Here is a 16,265-nt window from a genome sequence, read left to right on the forward strand (position 1 = left end):
GGTGCCTATGGGCGCTGCAGGGTGACGATGGTGATGTCGTCCTCGGTGTCGTTGGCGGCCATGGCCGTCCAGATCCAGGTAGCCGTCGCATTCCCCGTCCGGCTCAGCGTCTGAGCCAACCGATCCAGTCCGTCGTCGATCGACTCACCGCGCCGTTCCACCAGGCCATCGGAGTACAGGACCAGACCCTGTCCGGGCTCTACGGTGAACGCGCTGGCCGAGTAGGTAACGCCTCGTACACCGATCGGCGGGGAGAGCTGGATCGGTGCCGGAACCGAGCCGCCGCCCGAATACGTCAGGTAGGGGATCAGGTGGCCGGCACACGCGGCCTCGACCTCTCCCGAATCCAAATCGACTCGTGCGGCGATGACGGTGGCGAATGCGCCGGGCATCAGGTGCAGGCAAAAGTCGTTGAGTTGATGCAACGCCTCGGCCGGTGCGGCGCCGGCGAACAGCTGCGAGCGCAGCGCGTTGCGCAGCTGCGCCATGGTGCCGGCCGCGGTGACGCCGTGCCCGGCGATGTCCCCGATCAGCACGATCAGCCGGCCGTCGCGCAACTCGAACGCGTCGTACCAGTCACCGCCGACGTTGTCGCCGGCCGCGGGCTCGTAGTGCGCGGACAGGTGCCAGCTGTCGAGCGTCGGGATCGACTCGGGCAGCAGACTGCGCTGCAGCGTCTCGGCCACGCGCAGCGCGCCGCGGGTCCGTCGGTACAGCGACTCCACCAGGTAGCGGCGCAACGCCTCGGCTGACTCGCGCTCGGTGAGAGTCCACGGTTCGCTGCGCTGGTGGACGACCTCGCGCCAGCGGTCGAACGACTTGCGTGGGCTGAGCCGTATTCCGGAACCCTCGTTGGTCGCGATCGCCTTGTTGTGTGGGTCGCCGCCCCAGTCGACCGAGCGCAGCACCTCGCGGCGGAACCAGATCGCGGACTGTCCGTCCGGCAGGTTGAGCGCCAGTGCGCCCGCGGCCAGCTGTGAATCAAGGGCAAGTTCGGGCAGCTCGTCGGCGAGGCACTCGCTGCTCGCGATCTCGTCGCCCGCACCTCGTGCCCACGCGGCGACCGCGGACACGACGTCTGGCGCCGGCACCGACCCGTGAGTCCGGCGGTCGCCTTGAATGTCGACGACGACGCCGTCGGCGGGCACCAGGTCGAGGAGGTCCGGGGCGCCGAGCAGCGTCGCGGCCAGTGGCTGGCTGTCGTCCGCCGCGGCGGCGGTGAGCTTGGCCAGCAGGGCCTGAGCCGCCAGTCGCTTCTGCAGCAGGTCACCCTCGAACCGGTCGACGAGGCGCAACGACAGGGTCGACCCGAGGAACTCGGCCGCGGCGCGGGTACCGAACGGCGGGAGGTGTGGGCCGGCGTAGTGGTGGCAGGCGATGAGTCCCCACAACCGGCCGTGTCGCAGCAACGAGATGGACATCGACGCGTGCACGCCCATGTTCTGCAGGTACTCGATGTGGATGGGCGAGACACTGCGCAGGGTGGCAAAGGTGAGGTCCAGTGGCGTGCCGTTCGAGGGGTCGATGGTCGGCACGATCGGCACGGGCGTGTAGTCGACGTCCGAGATCAGCCGTATCCAGTTCTTCTCGTACAGCGCGCGGGCCTGGGCCGGAATGTCGCTGGCTGGATAGTGCAAGCCAAGGAACGAGTTGAGGTCGTCGCGCTTGGCCTCGGCGACGACCTCACCGTTGTAGTGCGCGTCGTACCGGTACACCATGACCCGGTCGAAGCCGGTGAGTTCGCGTACTGCGCGCGCGGCCATCTCGTAAAGCTCCACGAGCGTGGCAGCCTGGTTCAGGTCCTCCACCGAACTGCGGACGGCCTGATAGGTATTCGGGAAGGAAAAAGGACGTTCGCCGTAGGCGATCTCGATCTCGACCAGCAGGATTCCGCCGGGGTCACGATGCAGGATGATGTCGAACGCCTTGGCCTCGCCGCCCACGTCGATCGCGCACTCGACCGGATTGCGCTGGGCGAGGTTGCCGAACGCCGAGGCCGTCTGTTCCACCCGGGCGGCCTGTTTGGCACCGAGCAGACACGACAGGTGCCGCCCCAGGACGGAATCCATGGGACGACCCAGTAGCTGCTCGACGTTGGCGCTCACCTGTTGCACCTCGAAGCCGGGTTCGCGTACCACCGCGAGCACGCCCCGCGGCTGGATGCTGCCGGGGATGTGGATCGGCTCGCGGGCGCAATTGTCCAATCCGATGGGTGTACCGACCGGAACCAGGTCTGGGACAGGCTGACATTCCGAGGGCGGGGTCGCGATCCGACTCACACGCACTGCACCAACATATTTCCGACCCCTTGCGGGCCTTACGATTGCCGGCGGAGGCTGGTCCGAAAGCATGTCCGGTTCCGGAACGGCTCTGCGCCATGTCGACTAAAGGCTGCAGTTTCAACCCGATAGACAATCTACGCATATTCGTGCCGCACTGCACGATCCGCGCCGCGTAATCGCGCTATTCATTGCTAGCGAAAATGTTTTCCGCCATCATCCGCCGGCACCACTGTCGATAGCGTGCCGCGGTCCAGCCATCGCGGGTCAGCCGCAGGTAGGTGTCGACGCTGCAGATCACCGCGGTGGTCTCGACGAGTTCGTCGAAGGGCAAGTCTGTCCGCAGCCAGCCACGCCCGAGCGCGACATCGAGAATTCGTCGAATCTGCTGGTTGATGCTGGCATTCAAATCGTTCAGGAATCGATCCACCTCGGGATCATGGCTGGCAGCGCCGATCAATGCCGGGGCGATCCGCGCCGTCCCGAGGTGGACCTTCGTCAACGCGTCGATCAGGTAACCGAGAGCCTCGTCGCTGGTCTTGCTGGCGCTAAAGAGGCGCCCCACTTCGAGGTTGCGAATGTCCTCTTCGCCCGCGATGCCGAATGCTGCGTATTCCACGGCCGCGGTCAACAGCGCACCCTTGGGGCCGTGGCCCTGGACGGTTTCCGGCGAGACGCCGGCGGCCTCGGCGATCTTGGCGAGCGTGGTTCGGGCGTAGCCCTGTTCGGCGAACAATTCGGCCGCCGCGGCGAGGATGCGTTGCCGGGTCTGCTGCGCCTGTTGCTGGCGGAGCTCCGATCGATATGCGCGGGCCGGCCGCGCTGACGTTTTCGACATTGACTCCTGTGGCACAGTAATGAATACTACCATCAGGTAGTGAAGCATGACGCCAGGGGGCGAACATGGCATCGATAATCATCGGCAGCTTTCCCGCCCACGGCCATGTCTCACCGATGCTGGAGATTGCCCGGAAGTTCGTCGAACGCGGTGATTCCGTGCGGTTCATCACCGGTGCCCGCTTCGGCGATCGGGTGCGTGCGGTTGGCGCCGTGCACATTCCGCTGCCGCCCGACGCCGACCTTGACGAAAGCTTCCTGAAGCAATTTCCTGAGCGCGCAAAGCTCAAGGGCCTCAAGGCCGCCGCATTCGACATCGAACACGTCTTCGTTCGACCGACGGTCTCGCAGTACCACACCATCAAGGCGGCGCACTTCGCTGCGCCCGCGGACTGCGTGCTGCTGGAACCGGCCACCATGGGCGGCGCACTGCTACTCGGCCACCGGTGCCCGGCCCGCCCTCCCGTTGTCGTGTGCGGTGTCGTACCGCTGCCGATCGCTAGTGCGGACACGGCACCGTATGGCATGGGATTTCCGCCCGCCCGCTGGGCCAACCGGCAACGCAACGCGGCGCTGGCGGTGGTCGGCAAGCGAATGTTGGCTCAGCCCAACAGGACTGCCGATGAGCTGTATCACCAGGTGCACGATTGTCGGCTGCCCTATTCGCTGATCGACTGGTGCGGCTATGCCGACGCGATCGTCCAGTTCACCGTTCCCTCGTTCGAATACCCGCGTTCGGATGCGCCCTCGACGCTGCGCTTCGCGGGACCGATCGGCGCGGCCGGGTCGCAGGCCCCGCTGCCGGACTGGTGGTCCGACCTGGACGGCTCCCGCCCGGTCGTACACGTCACCCAGGGCACCGTCGCCAACCTCGATTACCGCCAGGCCATTGCGCCGACCCTGACGGCCCTGGCCGACGAGGACGTGCTGGTGGTAGTCAGCACCGGTGGGCGCCCGTTGGACACACTGCCGCCCTTACCCGAAAACGCCCGTGCCGCAATGTTTCTCCCCTACGACGAGCTATTGCCGCGCACGGATGTCTACGTGACCAACGGCGGTTACGGGGGAGTGCAGTACGCCTTGCGGTACGGCGTGCCGATCGTGGCGACCGGTGGCAAAGAGGACAAGCCCGAGGTCGGCGCGCGGGTGGCGTGGTCGGGTGTCGGGCGTCGGCTGCGCACCGAACGGCCGTCGCCGAGGGCGTTGCGCCGCGACATTCTCGCCGTGCTCAATGAGCCGCGCTACCGGGAAAGAAGCCGTCACATCGCGGCCGAGATGGCTGCGGCACCTGGATTCGCCTGCCTGGCGAATGTCGTCGACGACCTGATGCGCGCACCCTCACCGCGGTGACCCCCGGCTCACCAACAATTCCCAGCTGACTAAATTCAGGTCGGGTAGTTGGCTTAAGAGCTAGGAAGGAACCTCATGAACGCGCAGGTCGAGCAGCTGGAATTCCAGGCAGAGGCCCGGCAACTGCTGGATTTGATGGTCCATTCGGTCTACTCCAACAAGGACTCGTTCCTGCGGGAGCTGATCTCGAACGCGTCCGACGCGCTGGACAAAGTACGGCTGGAGGCGTTGCGCAACAAAGACCTCGACGTCGACACCTCCGATCTGCACATCGAGCTCGACGTCGACAAGCAGGCGCGCACGCTGACCGTTCGCGACAACGGCATCGGCATGACCCGGGCCGAGGTGGTGGACTTGATCGGCACGCTGGCCAAGTCAGGCACCGCCGAACTACGCCAACAGCTCCGGGAAGCCAAGAGCGCCCAGAACGAACAAGCGTCCGAGGAACTGATCGGGCAGTTCGGCATCGGCTTCTATTCCTCGTTCATGGTGGCCGACAAGGTCGAATTGGTCACCCGCAAGGCCGGCGAGAGCGAGGCCACCCGATGGGAGTCCAGCGGTGAGGGCACCTACACCATCGAGACCGTCGAGGACGCCCCGCAGGGCACGTCGGTCACGCTGCACCTCAAGCCCGAGGACGCCGAGGACGAGCTGCACGACTACACCTCGGAGTGGAAGCTCAAGAGCCTGGTCAAGCAGTACTCGGACTTCATCGCCTGGCCGATCCGCATGGAGGTCGAACGCCGGACGCCTTCGGAAGAAGAGGGCGGCGAGGAGACCGTAACCATCGAGACCGAGACCCTCAATTCGATGAAAGCCCTGTGGGCCCGGCCCAAGGAGGAGGTGTCGGAGGAGGAGTACAAGGAGTTCTACAAGCACGTCGCGCACGCCTGGGACGACCCGCTCGAGGTCATCGCGATGAAGGCCGAAGGCACCTTCGAGTACCAGGCGCTGCTGTTCATCCCTTCCCAGGCCCCCTTCGACCTGTTCAACCAGGACGCCAAGATTGGGGTCCAGCTCTACGTCAAGCGCGTGTTCATCATGGGCGACTGCGAAGACCTGATGCCCGTGTACCTGCGGTTCGTCAAGGGGGTCGTTGACGCACAAGACCTGTCGCTCAACGTTTCTCGCGAGATCCTGCAGAAGGACCGGCAGATCAACGCGATCCGCCGCCGGTTGACCAAGAAGGTGCTGTCCACGATCAAGGACATCCAGACACAGCGGCCCGACGACTACCGCACCTTCTGGACCCAGTTCGGCAAGGTGCTCAAGGAAGGCCTGCTGTCCGACTTCGACAACCAGGAGACGCTGCTGGCCGTTTCGTCGTTCGCTTCCACGCACAGCGACGAGGAACCCACCACGCTGGCCGAGTACGTCGAGCGGATGAAGGACGGCCAGACGCAGATCTTCTACGCCACCGGAGAATCGCGCCAGCAGCTGCTGAAGTCGCCGCACCTGGAGGCGTTCAAGGCCAAGGGTTACGAGGTGCTGCTGCTCACCGACCCGGTGGACGAGATCTGGGTGGGCGTGGTCAACGAATTCGACGGCAAGCCGTTGCAGTCGGTGGCCAAGGGCGAGGTGGACCTGGATTCCGACGAAGAGTCGTCGGCGGCCGAGCGGGAGGAGCAGGCGAAGGAATTCGCCGACCTGCTGAGCTGGCTCAAGGAAACCCTGAGCGAACACGTCAAGGAAGTGCGGCTCTCTACCCGCCTGACCGACTCACCGGCCTGCCTGATCACCGACGCGTTCGGGATCACCCCCGCGCTCGCGCGGCTCTACCAGGCATCGGGACAAGATGTGCCGGTGGGCAAACGGACCCTGGAACTGAACCCGAACCATCCGCTGGTGACCGGGCTGCGCCAGGCGCACGCGGATCGTCCGGACGATGCAACCGTCGCCGAAACGGCCGAACTGCTCTACGGCACGGCGCTGCTCGCCGAGGGTGGGGCGTTGGAGGATCCGGCCCGATTTGCTGAGCTGCTGGCCGACCGCCTGGCCCGCACGCTGTAAAAAACCAGGTTGGCCGGTTGAATATTGTCCGAAGTGGTTACATGCATCACATGACTGTGTTTCGGGCCATCGATCCGCATGGTCATGTGGTGGCGACCAGGGACTTCGACGACGCGGAGTCCGCGCACCGGTGGTTCGCTGAGGCGATCGTCGGCCGCTACCAGCATGGCTGGCGGATGGAGGTTGACGACGACGGTCAGTGGGCCGGCTTCGATGACACCGGCGGCTTCACGGCCCCGTTGAGTCGGCGCCGGGTCGCCCACTGACTAGCGTCCCAGCTTCTCCTTGACCAGGTCGGTGATGAACCGGCCGGTCGATACCGGCTTGAATGCGCGTGCCGCGGCGGTGAGCGCGTCGCGCGACTCGGTGCTCAGCTCGATGTCGGCGGCGGCCACATTGAACTCCAGCTGCTCGACGCTGGAGGCGCCCGGAATGGCGACCACACCCGGCAGGCTGATCAGCCAGGCCAGCGCGACCTGCGCCGGTTTGGCATCGACTTCGGCCGCCACATCACGCAGCGTCTGCAGCAGCGGCTCGATGCGCCGCAGGTTCTCGGTGCCGAACAGCGGATTGGCCGCGCGGACCCCGCCGGGACGGTTGTCGACACCGTACTTACCGCCGAGCAGTCCCTGCGCGAGCGGGCTGTAGGCGATGATGATCCGGTTCTCGCGCTGCGCCCAAGGCACCATGTGTTCGAGCACCCGCGGTTGAGCCAGCGAAAACTGCACCTGATTGCTGATCACTGGGCGCCCCAGCGCGTCGTCGGCCTGCTGCCACCGCGACAGCGAGTAGTTGGAAACGCCGGCTGCGCCGATCTTGCCCTCGTCGAGCAGGTCGCGCATGCCGGGCATGATCACCGAGTCGGGAACCAGCGGATTGGACTGATGGATCTGATACAGCGGGATCCGGTCCAGTTGCAGCCGGCGGGCGCTAGCCCGCGCGCGCTGCTTGATCACCGCGGGGAAGGGGGCGACCGGAAAGATCTTGCTGGCCACCGCCACCTCGGCGCGCTCGTCACCGAGCGCTTCGCCGAGGATCCGCTCACTCTTGCCCAGGCCGTACACCTCGGCGGTGTCGAACAGAGTGACTCCCAGCGCTCGCGAGCGCTGCACGATGTCCCGGGCCGCACCCGAGGCGTAGCTGTCCCCGTAGCCCCATTCCCGTGAGCCGAACTGCCACGTCCCTAGTCCGATGCGACTGACCTGTCCGACGCCCTCGACGTCAACGTATTTCATGAATCCCACCGTACCGACCGCCGATGACCTTGACATGCCCAGGCGAGCGTGCGATGACTGTCGGTGGATCGCCCTGGCAGGGAGGAAGCACTCGATGAGCCGAATGTTTGGCAGCATCAACCAGATTGGCTATGTGGTGCGCGACATCGACGCCGCCATGGATCGGTGGGTGCGCCACGGCGTCGGACCGTGGTTCTACATCGGGGATATCATCGTCGACTACTTCCGCTACCGGGGCATCGACTCGAATTTGAAAATGAGCGTCGCACTAGCTAATTCGGGTGATTTGCAGCTCGAACTGATCCAGCAGCGCAACGAGGCACCGTCGATGTACAAAGACTTTCTCGACTCCGGGCGGGACGGGGCCCAACACATCGCCTACTGGAGCAACGATTATCAGGGACTGTATGACCGTGCGATAGCGGCCGGATACACCGTCGCCCAGGAGGGCTGCATCGGCGGTGAGCGCGGTCGGTTCGCATATCTCGACACCGAATTCGAGCAGGGCACCGTCATCGAGATTAGCGACATCAGTGGCCCCAAGGGGCAACTGTTCGGCTACATTCGCGAGGTGGCCAGGAACTGGGATGGCACCGAACCCGTCCGGGTGCTCGGATGAACAGCGAAGAGGCGACCAGATGAAAGTCCACCACCTCAACTGCGGCAGCATGAATGTGCCCGGCGTCCCATTGGTGTGTTACGTGCTGCTCGTCGAGACCGACCACGGACTGGTGTTGGTAGACACCGGATTTGGACTACGCGACTGTGCGGACCCGGCGCGCGTCGGTCCGTTCCGGCACGTCATGCGTCCGGCGTTCGATCCGGCCGAAACTGCGGCGCACCAGATAGAGGCACTGGGCTTCCGGCGCACCGATGTGCGCCACATCGTGGTGACGCACTTTGATTTCGACCACATCGGTGGAATCAGCGATTTCCCGGACGCTTTCGTCCATGTGACTGCGGCGGAGGCACGGGGCGCCGTGCACGCTCCGTCGGTGCGGGAGCGGGTGCGGTATCGCGGTGTGCAGTGGGCTCATCAGCCAAAGCTGGTCGAGCACAGTCCCGACGGTGAAGCGTGGCGGGGCTTCCCGGCGGCAAAGCCGCTGGCCGAGGTTGGTGATGGTGTGATCCTGGTGCCGATGGCTGGACATACGCGCGGCCACGCCGCGGTCGCTGTCGATGCCGGCAGCCATTGGATCCTGCATTGCGGGGATGCGTTCTACCACCACGGCAGCCTGGAGCGGTCGAAGGTGCCGTTCCTGCTGCGGCTGCAAGAGGAGATGTTCTCGTTCAACCGCAGGCAGCTGCACGACAACCAGTCGCGGCTTGCCGAACTCTACGAACGGCGGGATCCGGACCTAATTATCGTGTGCGCTCACGATCCGAGCCTGCTGGACCGGGCCCGCCGAAGGGCCTGAATCAGCTGGTCGGTGGCGGCACGGGTTCGTCGGAATGCGTGTCGTGCCAGCGCAGTTCCGCGGCGCGAACCTGGCGGTGGGCACGCCTTAACCACGCCAGTCCGGCGCCGCCAATCACGAGCCCGACCAGGGCGCAGACCGTTCCGGCCGCGAAGCTGCCGTTGGCCAACGCGGCCAAGCCGATGATCAGGGCGGCTACCCCGAGCGCAACGCCGACGATGCCAGGGGCGTTGGTCCCGTTCTTCATCGTCTCGCCGGCGTGCTGCCGGGTGGTTCGATGGTGGTCGATCGGGTCGGTCTCTGGATTCGTCACATTTACTCCTTGCCGTGAGCCCATTTACCCGCCAGCACCGGGGCTAAACGGTGACGACGGACACGGGCACGGGTGGCGCTTGGCGTTGCGAGGCCGCGCGGCGAAGTCGGTCGAAGCGGTCGCGCCGACTCGGGCGCACGCCGGCGCGGAGCGCCAGCTGGCCCGACCTGGCCGCCGGCCCGGTCGGGCCAAGGCAACGCCATGCTGCTAAACCGGTAACCCCGTTCTCATAGGCTTCCGGGCATATGTCATAGTCGGCTACGGAGGTCGATATGGCGAGAACTGTGGTGATCGGAGCCTCGAGCGGTTTGGGGCGCTGTATTGGTGTCGGCTTAGCGCAACGCGGCGATCAGGTCGCGCTGCTCGCCCGGCGGCGGGAACGCATCGAGTCCGCCGCCCAGCAGGCTGGATCGGCGGCCACCGCCATCGAGTGCGACGTGACGGATGAGGCATCCGCACAATCTGGAATCAGCGCCGCGGCGGAGGCATTGGGCGGCATCGACAACCTCGTCTACGCTCCGGCCATCAGTCCGCTGGTGCGGCTGGTCGACACCGACGCGCAGACCTGGCGGCGGGTGTTCGATACCAACGTGATCGGTGCGTCGCTGGCGACGGCGGCCGCCGTGCCGCACTTGTCCGCGGAAGGCGGGAAGGTGGTGTACCTATCCTCGGATGCCGGCACGTTCGGTCCGCCGTGGCCGGGGCTGGGCGCCTACGGCGTCAGCAAGGCGGCGCTCGAGCGCCTCGTCGAGGCGTGGCGCGCCGAACACCCGGAAATTGGCTTCACCAACCTCATCGTCGGCGAGTGTGCTGGTGGTGAGGGCGAGGCCCAGACGGGGATGAACGCCGGGTGGGATCGCGAACTCGCAATGCAGGCCTATCCGCTGTGGGTGTCGCGGGGTTGCATGCCGGGTCAGCTGATGCCGGTCGAGGATCTCGTCGAGGTCGTGCATACGATTCTGCGCACCAACGCCTCGACGTCCATGCCGGTGGTGGTCGCACGGGGTGCACCGGCGGCCGCCGGGGCGGTCCTGGGGAACGGCCAGCGGCCCTAACTGCCGGGTGCGGCCACCAAGCACCGGCCGCCGGGGGTGTCGAAAAAGACGTCGGCGACCGCAGATTGCGGGATGGCCGGGAACTCGAAGCGGTGCACCTGTTGGCCGGCCTCGATGGCGCTCTCCAGCGTTTCGGTGCTGCCGTCCTTCTTGATCACCACTGCAGTGACCTGCTCGGGGGTCGAAATATGCTGCGGCTCATGGAAATACCACACTTCGATGCCGGCACCGGATGAGGTTGGCTGCCAGCCATCGGAGGAGAAGCAGGCCGGCGCGGCGGTCGCGGGCTGCCATCCGGCGGTCGCGAAGCAGCCCGCGGCGAGGACGAGCGCAAACATCTTCGACATAGGTGTCCCTTCCCGGTTCCCGGCCTAGCTGCGCGGATGAATGAAAATACCCTCAGCCGACACCATTACGCCCGCGGGGCCGCTGATCTGTCCCGCCGCGAACGTCTTGACGCCCTCGATCCTGTCGACCCACGCATCCGCGCGTAGTGGCTGCCGCAACGGTGTGGGTTTGTGGTAGCGCAGGGTCAAGGTGCCGGTGTAGGCGGGCTTACCCGGCCGGTGCGCCGTGGCGCCCAGCACGTGGTCGAGGATCAACGCCGACACGCCCCCGTGCACGTGCCCGACGGGCCCTTCGAACGCGGCGCCGAGATTGAACTCGGTCCACACCGATCCGTCGTCCTCGTGGTGAACCACCAGCGGCGGCGCCGACGGATTGCGAACGCCGATAACGACATTGCCGGATGCGATACCCTGGCCGTCGTCGACGTCCCGCTGGCCGAACGTGCCCGGCATGAGCTCGGCGCTGAGTTGCGCGGTGACGCTGTCGATTCTGGCGGTCGCGTCGGCGATGACGTCGTGGTCGACCTCGGTGCGGATCGTCGCGTCGATCAGGCGGCGCACCGACGCCGCCAACGTCTCGTATACCGGCAACGAATCAGTCATCGACGCAAACGAATCCACCATGCCCGTCACCATAGAGCAGCCGTAATTGTCCCGGTCAGCGGTCCGTGCCCGAGCGATTTGGCGATGTGAGTTGTTAACCTGGCGACGTGAGTGAACCCAGCGGACCCTCCGACAAGGTGAAGTCGGCGCTGGCCGCCACCAGCTGGGCGCTGCTGGGCATGATGTCCTACGAGGAAGAGATCTCGGGCTACGACCTCAAGAAGTGGATCGATTGGAGCGTCGACCTCTACTACTGGAGCCCGTCCTACAGCCAGATCTACACCGAGCTGAAGAAGCTGGAGAGCCTCGGGTTGGTGACATCGCGCGTCGAACGCGATGAGGGCACCCGCAGCCGGCGGCTCTACAAGATCACCCCGGAGGGCATGGCCGCCATCACCGACTGGACCAACAATGCGCCGCTGGACCCGCCGGTGCTCAAACACAGCATGCTGCTTCGAGTTACGTTCGGTCACCTGAGCAACCCGACCCGGCTCAAGGAGCTGCTGGCCGAGCACGTGGCTTACGCCGAAGCCCGGTACCGCAAGGCCGTCGAGGACGCCGAGGGAGCCGAGGTCCAGCCCGCGTGGGCGTATTCGGTGATGGCCCTGCGCTGGGCGGCCAAGTACTACGCGGCCGAGCGGGAATTCGCGCTGGAGTTGATGAAGGACATTGACGAGGCCGGCGCGATCATCGAGAACGCCGCGAAGGGCGGCTTCGGCAAACCGCGGCCCACTCCGGGCTATTGGCGCGAAGTCGAGAAGCAGGTGCAGGCCAAGCGCGCCGCGGACTAATTCGCAGCGTCTCGGGCGGCATCGTGCGCCGCGTCCCGGGCCGCGATGTAGCCGTACACCAGGCCCTGCGCGATCGTCGCGCCCGCGCCCGGATAGGAAGTTCCGAACGCATTGGCGGCCGTGTTGCCAATGGCATACAGACCGGCGATCGCGCTGCCGTCCTCACGCAGTACCCGCGCGCGCTCGTCGGCCTTGAGCCCACCGCAGGTGCCGAGATCGCTTAACACCATCTTCACCGCGTAGAACGGGCCGTTGATCAGCGGACGCAGGTTGGGGTTGGGTTTGATGGTCGGGTCGCCGTAGTAACGGTCGTAGGCGCTTTCGCCACGTCCGAACTCGGGATCCCTACCCACAGCAGCGTTTTCGTTGAAGCTGCGCATGGTTTTGGCGAATTCCGTTGTTGGAACGCCTATCTGTGCCGCCAGGTCGGCCAGCGTCTCGGCACGCGCGGCGATCCCCGCGTCGAACCACGCTTGGGGCACCTTCATCCGCGGAAAGAGTTCGGCGCCAAAGACATAACTGTTCCGGTATTGCCGGTCGAAGACGATCCACATCGTCTCAACGGGACTGCCGGACCGCTCCAGTTCGAGCAGCCGTTGGCCGAACGACATGTAGTCCGACGCCTCGTTGGTGAATCGGCGCCCGTGCTGGTTCACGATCACACATCCCGGTAGCGACCGTTCGGCCAGCATCACCGTGGGCGCCTTGCCGGGCAGCGGCGCGATCGCGGGGAACCACCACGCCTGATCCATCAGGTCAATGCCGGCACTGAATTCCTGGGCCACGCGGATTCCATCGCCGGTATTGGTGTCGGCGCCAAGGCTTTGGTGGGCGCCGAGTGACTCCGATTGGAACTTCCAGCGCATGTCCATGCTGTGGTCGAATCCGCCGGTGGCCAGCACCACGCCGCGTCGGGCGGTGACGATCACCTCCCGGCCGCCATGGTTGAGCGCCGCGCCGGTCACCCGGGCACCGTCACCGAGCAGGCGGGAAAGCGTGGTGTCGGTCCACACCGGGATACCGGCGTTGATCACCCCGGCGAACATGCCGGCCGCCAGGCCCTGACCGCCCGCGGCATAGCGCCGGCCGATCAACAGCCCGCCCACGCCCTGGGCGATGCGCTTGCCGAATGTCGGTATGCCCTTTCGCGGCACGCGCGCAACCAAATTCATCCACCGGTAGTCGGCGCCCGTCGTCGGGATTGCGAACCCGGCCTCCAACACACCGGGCCGCAGGCGGGTGCGGTATTGGCCCAGGATCGCGGTGTCGAACGGACGGCACTCGCAGGTGCGGCCCGCCGCGCTGCCCCCGGGTTGTTCGGGGTGGTAGTCCGAATAGTCGCGGGCCCAGAACAGCCGCAGACCGGTGGTGCGGCGCAGCATGTCGACCATCGCGGGCACGTGCTCGACAAAACCGGTGGACCGCTGCGCGGGTGCCGATCCGGCGACCACCGCCTCGAGGTAGCTGGTGGCCTTGGCGGTGGTATCGCCCGCGCCGGCTTCTTCGAGTATGGGCCCGGCCGGCAACCACAGCGCACCGCCCGAGCGGGCCGTCGACCCGCCCACGTAGGACGACTTCTCCACAATCAGCACCGAAAGTCCCAGTTCATGAGCGGTCAGCGCGGCGGCCATCCCGGTGCCGGAACCGACCACCAGCAGATCCACGGAAGTATCGGCGACGGCGAGTCCGGCCGGGATCGTCGCGCTGGGTGCAGTCACAGTGGCAACGCTAGGCCGGTTTGTCGAAGGGGCGAAAGAGGCTTCCTGATCAGTGGAACATGCGATCGCCAAGCCGGCCCGGGAAGCGTTGAATGATGGCTATGACGTCGCAGCCCGAGGCCGACGAGATTCGGCTGATCGAAGCCCAACCCGCGCCCACCCGGTTCGCCCGTGGCTGGCATTGCCTGGGTCTGGTCCGAGATTTCGGGGACGGCAAGCCGCACGCCATCAACGCGTTCGGCCAGAAGCTCGTCGTCTTCCGCAGCGGGGACGGCAGGATCAACGTGCTGGACAGCTATTGCCGGCACATGGGCGGCGACCTGTCCCAGGGCGAGGTCAAGGGCAACGAGATCGCCTGTCCGTTCCACGACTGGCGGTGGGGCGGCGACGGCCGCTGCAAGCAGGTGCCTTATGCACGACGCACCCCGCGCACGGCCCGCACGGCGACCTGGACCACGATGGAGCAGGACGGCATGTTGTTCGTCTGGAACGACCCCGAACGCAACCCGCCGTCGCCCGCCGCGACCATCCCGCGCATCGAGGGCGCCAACAGCGAGGAGTGGACCGATTGGCATTGGTACACCACTGTCGTCGGTAGCAACTGCCGCGAAATAATCGACAACGTCGTGGATATGGCGCACTTCTTCTACATCCATGGCTCGCTGCCCACCTACTTCAAAAACATCTTCGAGGGGCACGTCGCCACCCAGTACATGAACGGCGAGGGCCGGCCCGACATGGGCGGTGAGGGCTCGAAGATGCTTGGTACCACCTCGGTGGCCTCCTACTTCGGCCCCTCCTTCATGGTCGACGATCTGACCTACCACTACGAAGACGGTGACCAGCAGACGGTCCTGATCAACTGCCACTATCCGATCGATGCCAATTCGTTTGTGCTGCAATATGGGATCATCGTCAAGAAGTCCGAGACGCTGCCTGCGGAGGAGGCCATGCAGACCGCGATCAGCCTCGGCGACTACGTGAAGATGGGATTCGAGCAGGACGTTGAGATCTGGCGGCACAAGGCGCGGATTGACAACCCATTGCTGGTCGAGGAGGACGGTCCGGTGTACCAGCTGCGGCGCTGGTATCAGCAGTTCTATGTCGACGTCGCCGACGTCCAGCCAGACATGGTGGACCGCTTCGAGTTCGAGTTGGACACCACCCGGCCGTACGAGGCGTGGATGAAACAGATCGAGGCGAACATGGCCGCGAAGGCGGGTTCGGTGTCGTGACGCTCTCGGTGCGGACCGACAACCGGCTCGACGACATGCCGATGGCGCCGGTGTCGTGCCGCACGTGTGGGGCCGCGGTGCTGGTGCGCAAGAGCAGCTGGAATCAGACCAGCGTGCAATGGAATGCTTCGGCGTCCGCGCAATGCGCAGAGCGTCAGGACGCAGACCGGATCGCCGGGCACCACCGGCGGCCGTTCCTGGCCTGCTCGGCCCTGCGTGAGTCGATCGAGGCCGCCGTTGCGGCAGGGGATTTGGCGATCGTTGACGGACTCTGACGCTCCGGTTGCGGTGGTGACCGGCGCCAGTCGCGGCGCCGGCCGCGGTATTGCGTGGGCACTAGGTGCTTCCGGGTGGCGGGTGTATGCGACGGGGCGCACCATCATTGACGCCCCGCCGGGCGGCGTCGCGGTTCGGGTCGATCACAGCGACGACGGGGCCGTGGCGGGTTTGTTTGAGCGGGTGCGTGCCGAGGGCGGTCTGGATCTGTTGGTGAACAACGCCGCCGTCATCTCCGACGAACTGGTCAGCCCGAAACCGTTCTGGGAGAAGCCGCTTGAGTTGGCCGATGTGCTGGATGTGGGTTTGCGATCGTCGTATGTGGCGTCCTGGCATGCCGCGCCGCTGCTGGTGTCGCGCGGTCGGGGCCTGATCGCCTTCACCTCGTCGCCGGGATCGGTGTGCTACATGCACGGGCCGGCATACGGGGCGCAGAAGGCGGGGGTCGACAAGATGGCCACCGACATGGCGGTCGATTTCCGCGGCACCGGCGTTGCGACCGTCTCGATCTGGATGGGCATTCTGCTCACCGAACGGTTGCGTGGCGCCTTCGCCGGGAATCCGGAGGCGTTGGCGGCGACCGCCGAGCACGCCGAAACACCGGAATTCACCGGGCATCTGATTGATGCGCTGTATCGGGATCCCCAGTTGGGGGAGTTGAGCGGGCAGACGGTTATCGGCGCCGAATTGGCGGAACGTTACGGCATCACCGACGAGGGCGGCCGCCGGCCGCCCTCGCACCGGCATCTGGGCGTGCCGCGCGATCCGAGCGACGTGGTGGTCCGCTAGAGGGCGGTC

General features: G+C 65.9%; 17 protein-coding genes. 10 read left to right on the plus strand and 7 right to left on the minus strand.

Annotated elements, in window-relative coordinates; translation table 11 throughout:
• Positions 1 to 5 precede the first annotated feature (5 nt).
• A complete protein-coding gene (locus BN972_RS14405) occupies positions 6 to 2,285 on the minus strand; it encodes a SpoIIE family protein phosphatase (RefSeq protein WP_235192454.1) in 2,280 nt (759 codons plus the stop codon).
• Positions 2,286 to 2,463: 178 nt separating this feature from the next.
• Entirely contained in the window at positions 2,464 to 3,189 is a 726-nt protein-coding gene (locus BN972_RS27740) for a TetR/AcrR family transcriptional regulator (RefSeq protein ID WP_315968797.1), read from the minus strand.
• Here BN972_RS27740 and BN972_RS14415 point away from each other — a divergent pair.
• The 3 genes from BN972_RS14415 to BN972_RS14425 all read left to right on the plus strand — a co-directional run bounded on the left by BN972_RS14415 (position 3,183) and on the right by BN972_RS14425 (position 6,742).
• Positions 3,183 to 4,466 carry a glycosyltransferase gene (locus tag BN972_RS14415; RefSeq protein WP_036359021.1) on the plus strand — a complete coding sequence of 428 codons (1,284 nt, stop codon included), beginning with the start codon at positions 3,183 to 3,185 and terminating at the stop codon, positions 4,464 to 4,466. The two genes, BN972_RS27740 and BN972_RS14415, sit on opposite strands and share 7 nt — an antisense overlap.
• A 75-nt stretch (positions 4,467 to 4,541) precedes the next feature.
• Positions 4,542 to 6,476, plus strand: a complete 1,935-nt coding sequence (gene htpG, locus BN972_RS14420) for a molecular chaperone HtpG (RefSeq protein ID WP_036359023.1) — start codon at positions 4,542 to 4,544, stop codon at positions 6,474 to 6,476.
• Between the two features lie 50 nt (positions 6,477 to 6,526).
• The gene (locus BN972_RS14425) at positions 6,527 to 6,742 is read left to right on the plus strand and encodes a hypothetical protein (protein WP_036359029.1); all 216 of its coding nucleotides are present in this window, start codon (positions 6,527 to 6,529) and stop codon (positions 6,740 to 6,742) included.
• Here BN972_RS14425 and BN972_RS14430 read toward each other — a convergent pair whose 3' ends face one another.
• Positions 6,743 to 7,711 carry an aldo/keto reductase gene (locus tag BN972_RS14430; protein WP_036359031.1) on the minus strand — a complete coding sequence of 323 codons (969 nt, stop codon included), beginning with the start codon at positions 7,709 to 7,711 and terminating at the stop codon, positions 6,743 to 6,745.
• Between the two features lie 94 nt (positions 7,712 to 7,805).
• Here BN972_RS14430 and BN972_RS14435 point away from each other — a divergent pair, with 94 nt between their 5' ends.
• Together BN972_RS14435 and BN972_RS14440 are read left to right on the plus strand one after the other, a co-directional pair.
• The gene (locus tag BN972_RS14435) at positions 7,806 to 8,330 is read left to right on the plus strand and encodes a VOC family protein (RefSeq protein ID WP_036359035.1); all 525 of its coding nucleotides are present in this window, start codon (positions 7,806 to 7,808) and stop codon (positions 8,328 to 8,330) included.
• 19 nt (positions 8,331 to 8,349) lie between these two features.
• Positions 8,350 to 9,129, plus strand: a complete 780-nt coding sequence (locus BN972_RS14440) for an MBL fold metallo-hydrolase (RefSeq protein ID WP_036359038.1) — start codon at positions 8,350 to 8,352, stop codon at positions 9,127 to 9,129.
• Position 9,130: 1 nt separating this feature from the next.
• On the opposite strand, the gene BN972_RS14445 is transcribed toward BN972_RS14440, so the two are convergent.
• Positions 9,131 to 9,442 carry a hypothetical protein gene (locus tag BN972_RS14445; RefSeq protein ID WP_235192455.1) on the minus strand — a complete coding sequence of 104 codons (312 nt, stop codon included), beginning with the start codon at positions 9,440 to 9,442 and terminating at the stop codon, positions 9,131 to 9,133.
• Between the two features lie 284 nt (positions 9,443 to 9,726).
• Here BN972_RS14445 and BN972_RS14450 point away from each other — a divergent pair, with 284 nt between their 5' ends.
• Entirely contained in the window at positions 9,727 to 10,497 is a 771-nt protein-coding gene (locus BN972_RS14450; protein WP_200869747.1) for an SDR family oxidoreductase, read from the plus strand.
• On the opposite strand, the gene BN972_RS14455 is transcribed toward BN972_RS14450, so the two are convergent.
• Both BN972_RS14455 and BN972_RS14460 read right to left on the minus strand, forming a co-directional pair.
• On the minus strand, positions 10,494 to 10,844 hold the full coding sequence (locus tag BN972_RS14455; protein WP_235192456.1) for a hypothetical protein: 351 nt from the start codon (positions 10,842 to 10,844) through the stop codon (positions 10,494 to 10,496). The two genes, BN972_RS14450 and BN972_RS14455, sit on opposite strands and share 4 nt — an antisense overlap.
• A 24-nt stretch (positions 10,845 to 10,868) precedes the next feature.
• Complete coding sequence (locus BN972_RS14460; RefSeq protein WP_051545646.1) at positions 10,869 to 11,468, minus strand: PaaI family thioesterase; 600 nt, start codon at positions 11,466 to 11,468, stop codon at positions 10,869 to 10,871.
• Between the two features lie 158 nt (positions 11,469 to 11,626).
• On the opposite strand from BN972_RS14460, the gene BN972_RS14465 reads away from it, so the two are divergent.
• Positions 11,627 to 12,238: a PadR family transcriptional regulator gene (locus BN972_RS14465; RefSeq protein WP_099051131.1), complete on the plus strand. Its 612-nt coding sequence runs from the start codon at positions 11,627 to 11,629 to the stop codon at positions 12,236 to 12,238.
• Here BN972_RS14465 and BN972_RS14470 read toward each other — a convergent pair.
• On the minus strand, positions 12,235 to 13,956 hold the full coding sequence (locus BN972_RS14470) for a 3-ketosteroid-delta-1-dehydrogenase (protein ID WP_051545470.1): 1,722 nt from the start codon (positions 13,954 to 13,956) through the stop codon (positions 12,235 to 12,237). The two genes, BN972_RS14465 and BN972_RS14470, sit on opposite strands and share 4 nt — an antisense overlap.
• Before the next feature lie 101 nt (positions 13,957 to 14,057).
• On the opposite strand from BN972_RS14470, the gene BN972_RS14475 reads away from it, so the two are divergent.
• From BN972_RS14475 to BN972_RS14485, 3 genes are read left to right on the plus strand one after another with little or no spacing between them, the layout of a single operon-like run.
• Complete coding sequence (locus tag BN972_RS14475; protein WP_036359050.1) at positions 14,058 to 15,191, plus strand: Rieske 2Fe-2S domain-containing protein; 1,134 nt, start codon at positions 14,058 to 14,060, stop codon at positions 15,189 to 15,191.
• Positions 15,192 to 15,226: 35 nt separating this feature from the next.
• Positions 15,227 to 15,466 carry a hypothetical protein gene (locus BN972_RS30450; protein WP_051545647.1) on the plus strand — a complete coding sequence of 80 codons (240 nt, stop codon included), beginning with the start codon at positions 15,227 to 15,229 and terminating at the stop codon, positions 15,464 to 15,466.
• Positions 15,453 to 16,256 carry an SDR family NAD(P)-dependent oxidoreductase gene (locus tag BN972_RS14485; RefSeq protein ID WP_036359055.1) on the plus strand — a complete coding sequence of 268 codons (804 nt, stop codon included), beginning with the start codon at positions 15,453 to 15,455 and terminating at the stop codon, positions 16,254 to 16,256. The genes BN972_RS30450 and BN972_RS14485 overlap by 14 nt, the downstream gene beginning before the upstream one ends.
• Positions 16,257 to 16,265 lie beyond the last annotated feature (9 nt).

The sequence above is a fragment of the Mycobacterium asiaticum DSM 44297 genome, assembly GCF_000613245.1.
Lineage (GTDB): Bacteria > Actinomycetota > Actinomycetes > Mycobacteriales > Mycobacteriaceae > Mycobacterium > Mycobacterium asiaticum.

What these genes read in the sequence shown, in the direction of transcription:
- htpG (WP_036359023.1), top strand. Translation starts at nt 4,542, where the DNA reads ATGAACGCGCAGGTCGAGCAGCTGGAATTCCAGGCAGAGGCCCGGCAA.
- BN972_RS14460 (WP_051545646.1), bottom strand. Translation starts at nt 11,468, where the DNA reads ATGGTGGATTCGTTTGCGTCGATGACTGATTCGTTGCCGGTATACGAG.
- BN972_RS14475 (WP_036359050.1), top strand. Translation starts at nt 14,058, where the DNA reads ATGACGTCGCAGCCCGAGGCCGACGAGATTCGGCTGATCGAAGCCCAA.
- BN972_RS14415 (WP_036359021.1), top strand. Translation starts at nt 3,183, where the DNA reads ATGGCATCGATAATCATCGGCAGCTTTCCCGCCCACGGCCATGTCTCA.
- BN972_RS14430 (WP_036359031.1), bottom strand. Translation starts at nt 7,711, where the DNA reads ATGAAATACGTTGACGTCGAGGGCGTCGGACAGGTCAGTCGCATCGGA.
- BN972_RS30450 (WP_051545647.1), top strand. Translation starts at nt 15,227, where the DNA reads ATGCCGATGGCGCCGGTGTCGTGCCGCACGTGTGGGGCCGCGGTGCTG.
- BN972_RS27740 (WP_315968797.1), bottom strand. Translation starts at nt 3,189, where the DNA reads ATGCCATGTTCGCCCCCTGGCGTCATGCTTCACTACCTGATGGTAGTA.
- BN972_RS14465 (WP_099051131.1), top strand. Translation starts at nt 11,627, where the DNA reads ATGATGTCCTACGAGGAAGAGATCTCGGGCTACGACCTCAAGAAGTGG.
- BN972_RS14440 (WP_036359038.1), top strand. Translation starts at nt 8,350, where the DNA reads ATGAAAGTCCACCACCTCAACTGCGGCAGCATGAATGTGCCCGGCGTC.
- BN972_RS14455 (WP_235192456.1), bottom strand. Translation starts at nt 10,844, where the DNA reads ATGTCGAAGATGTTTGCGCTCGTCCTCGCCGCGGGCTGCTTCGCGACC.
- BN972_RS14425 (WP_036359029.1), top strand. Translation starts at nt 6,527, where the DNA reads ATGACTGTGTTTCGGGCCATCGATCCGCATGGTCATGTGGTGGCGACC.
- BN972_RS14435 (WP_036359035.1), top strand. Translation starts at nt 7,806, where the DNA reads ATGAGCCGAATGTTTGGCAGCATCAACCAGATTGGCTATGTGGTGCGC.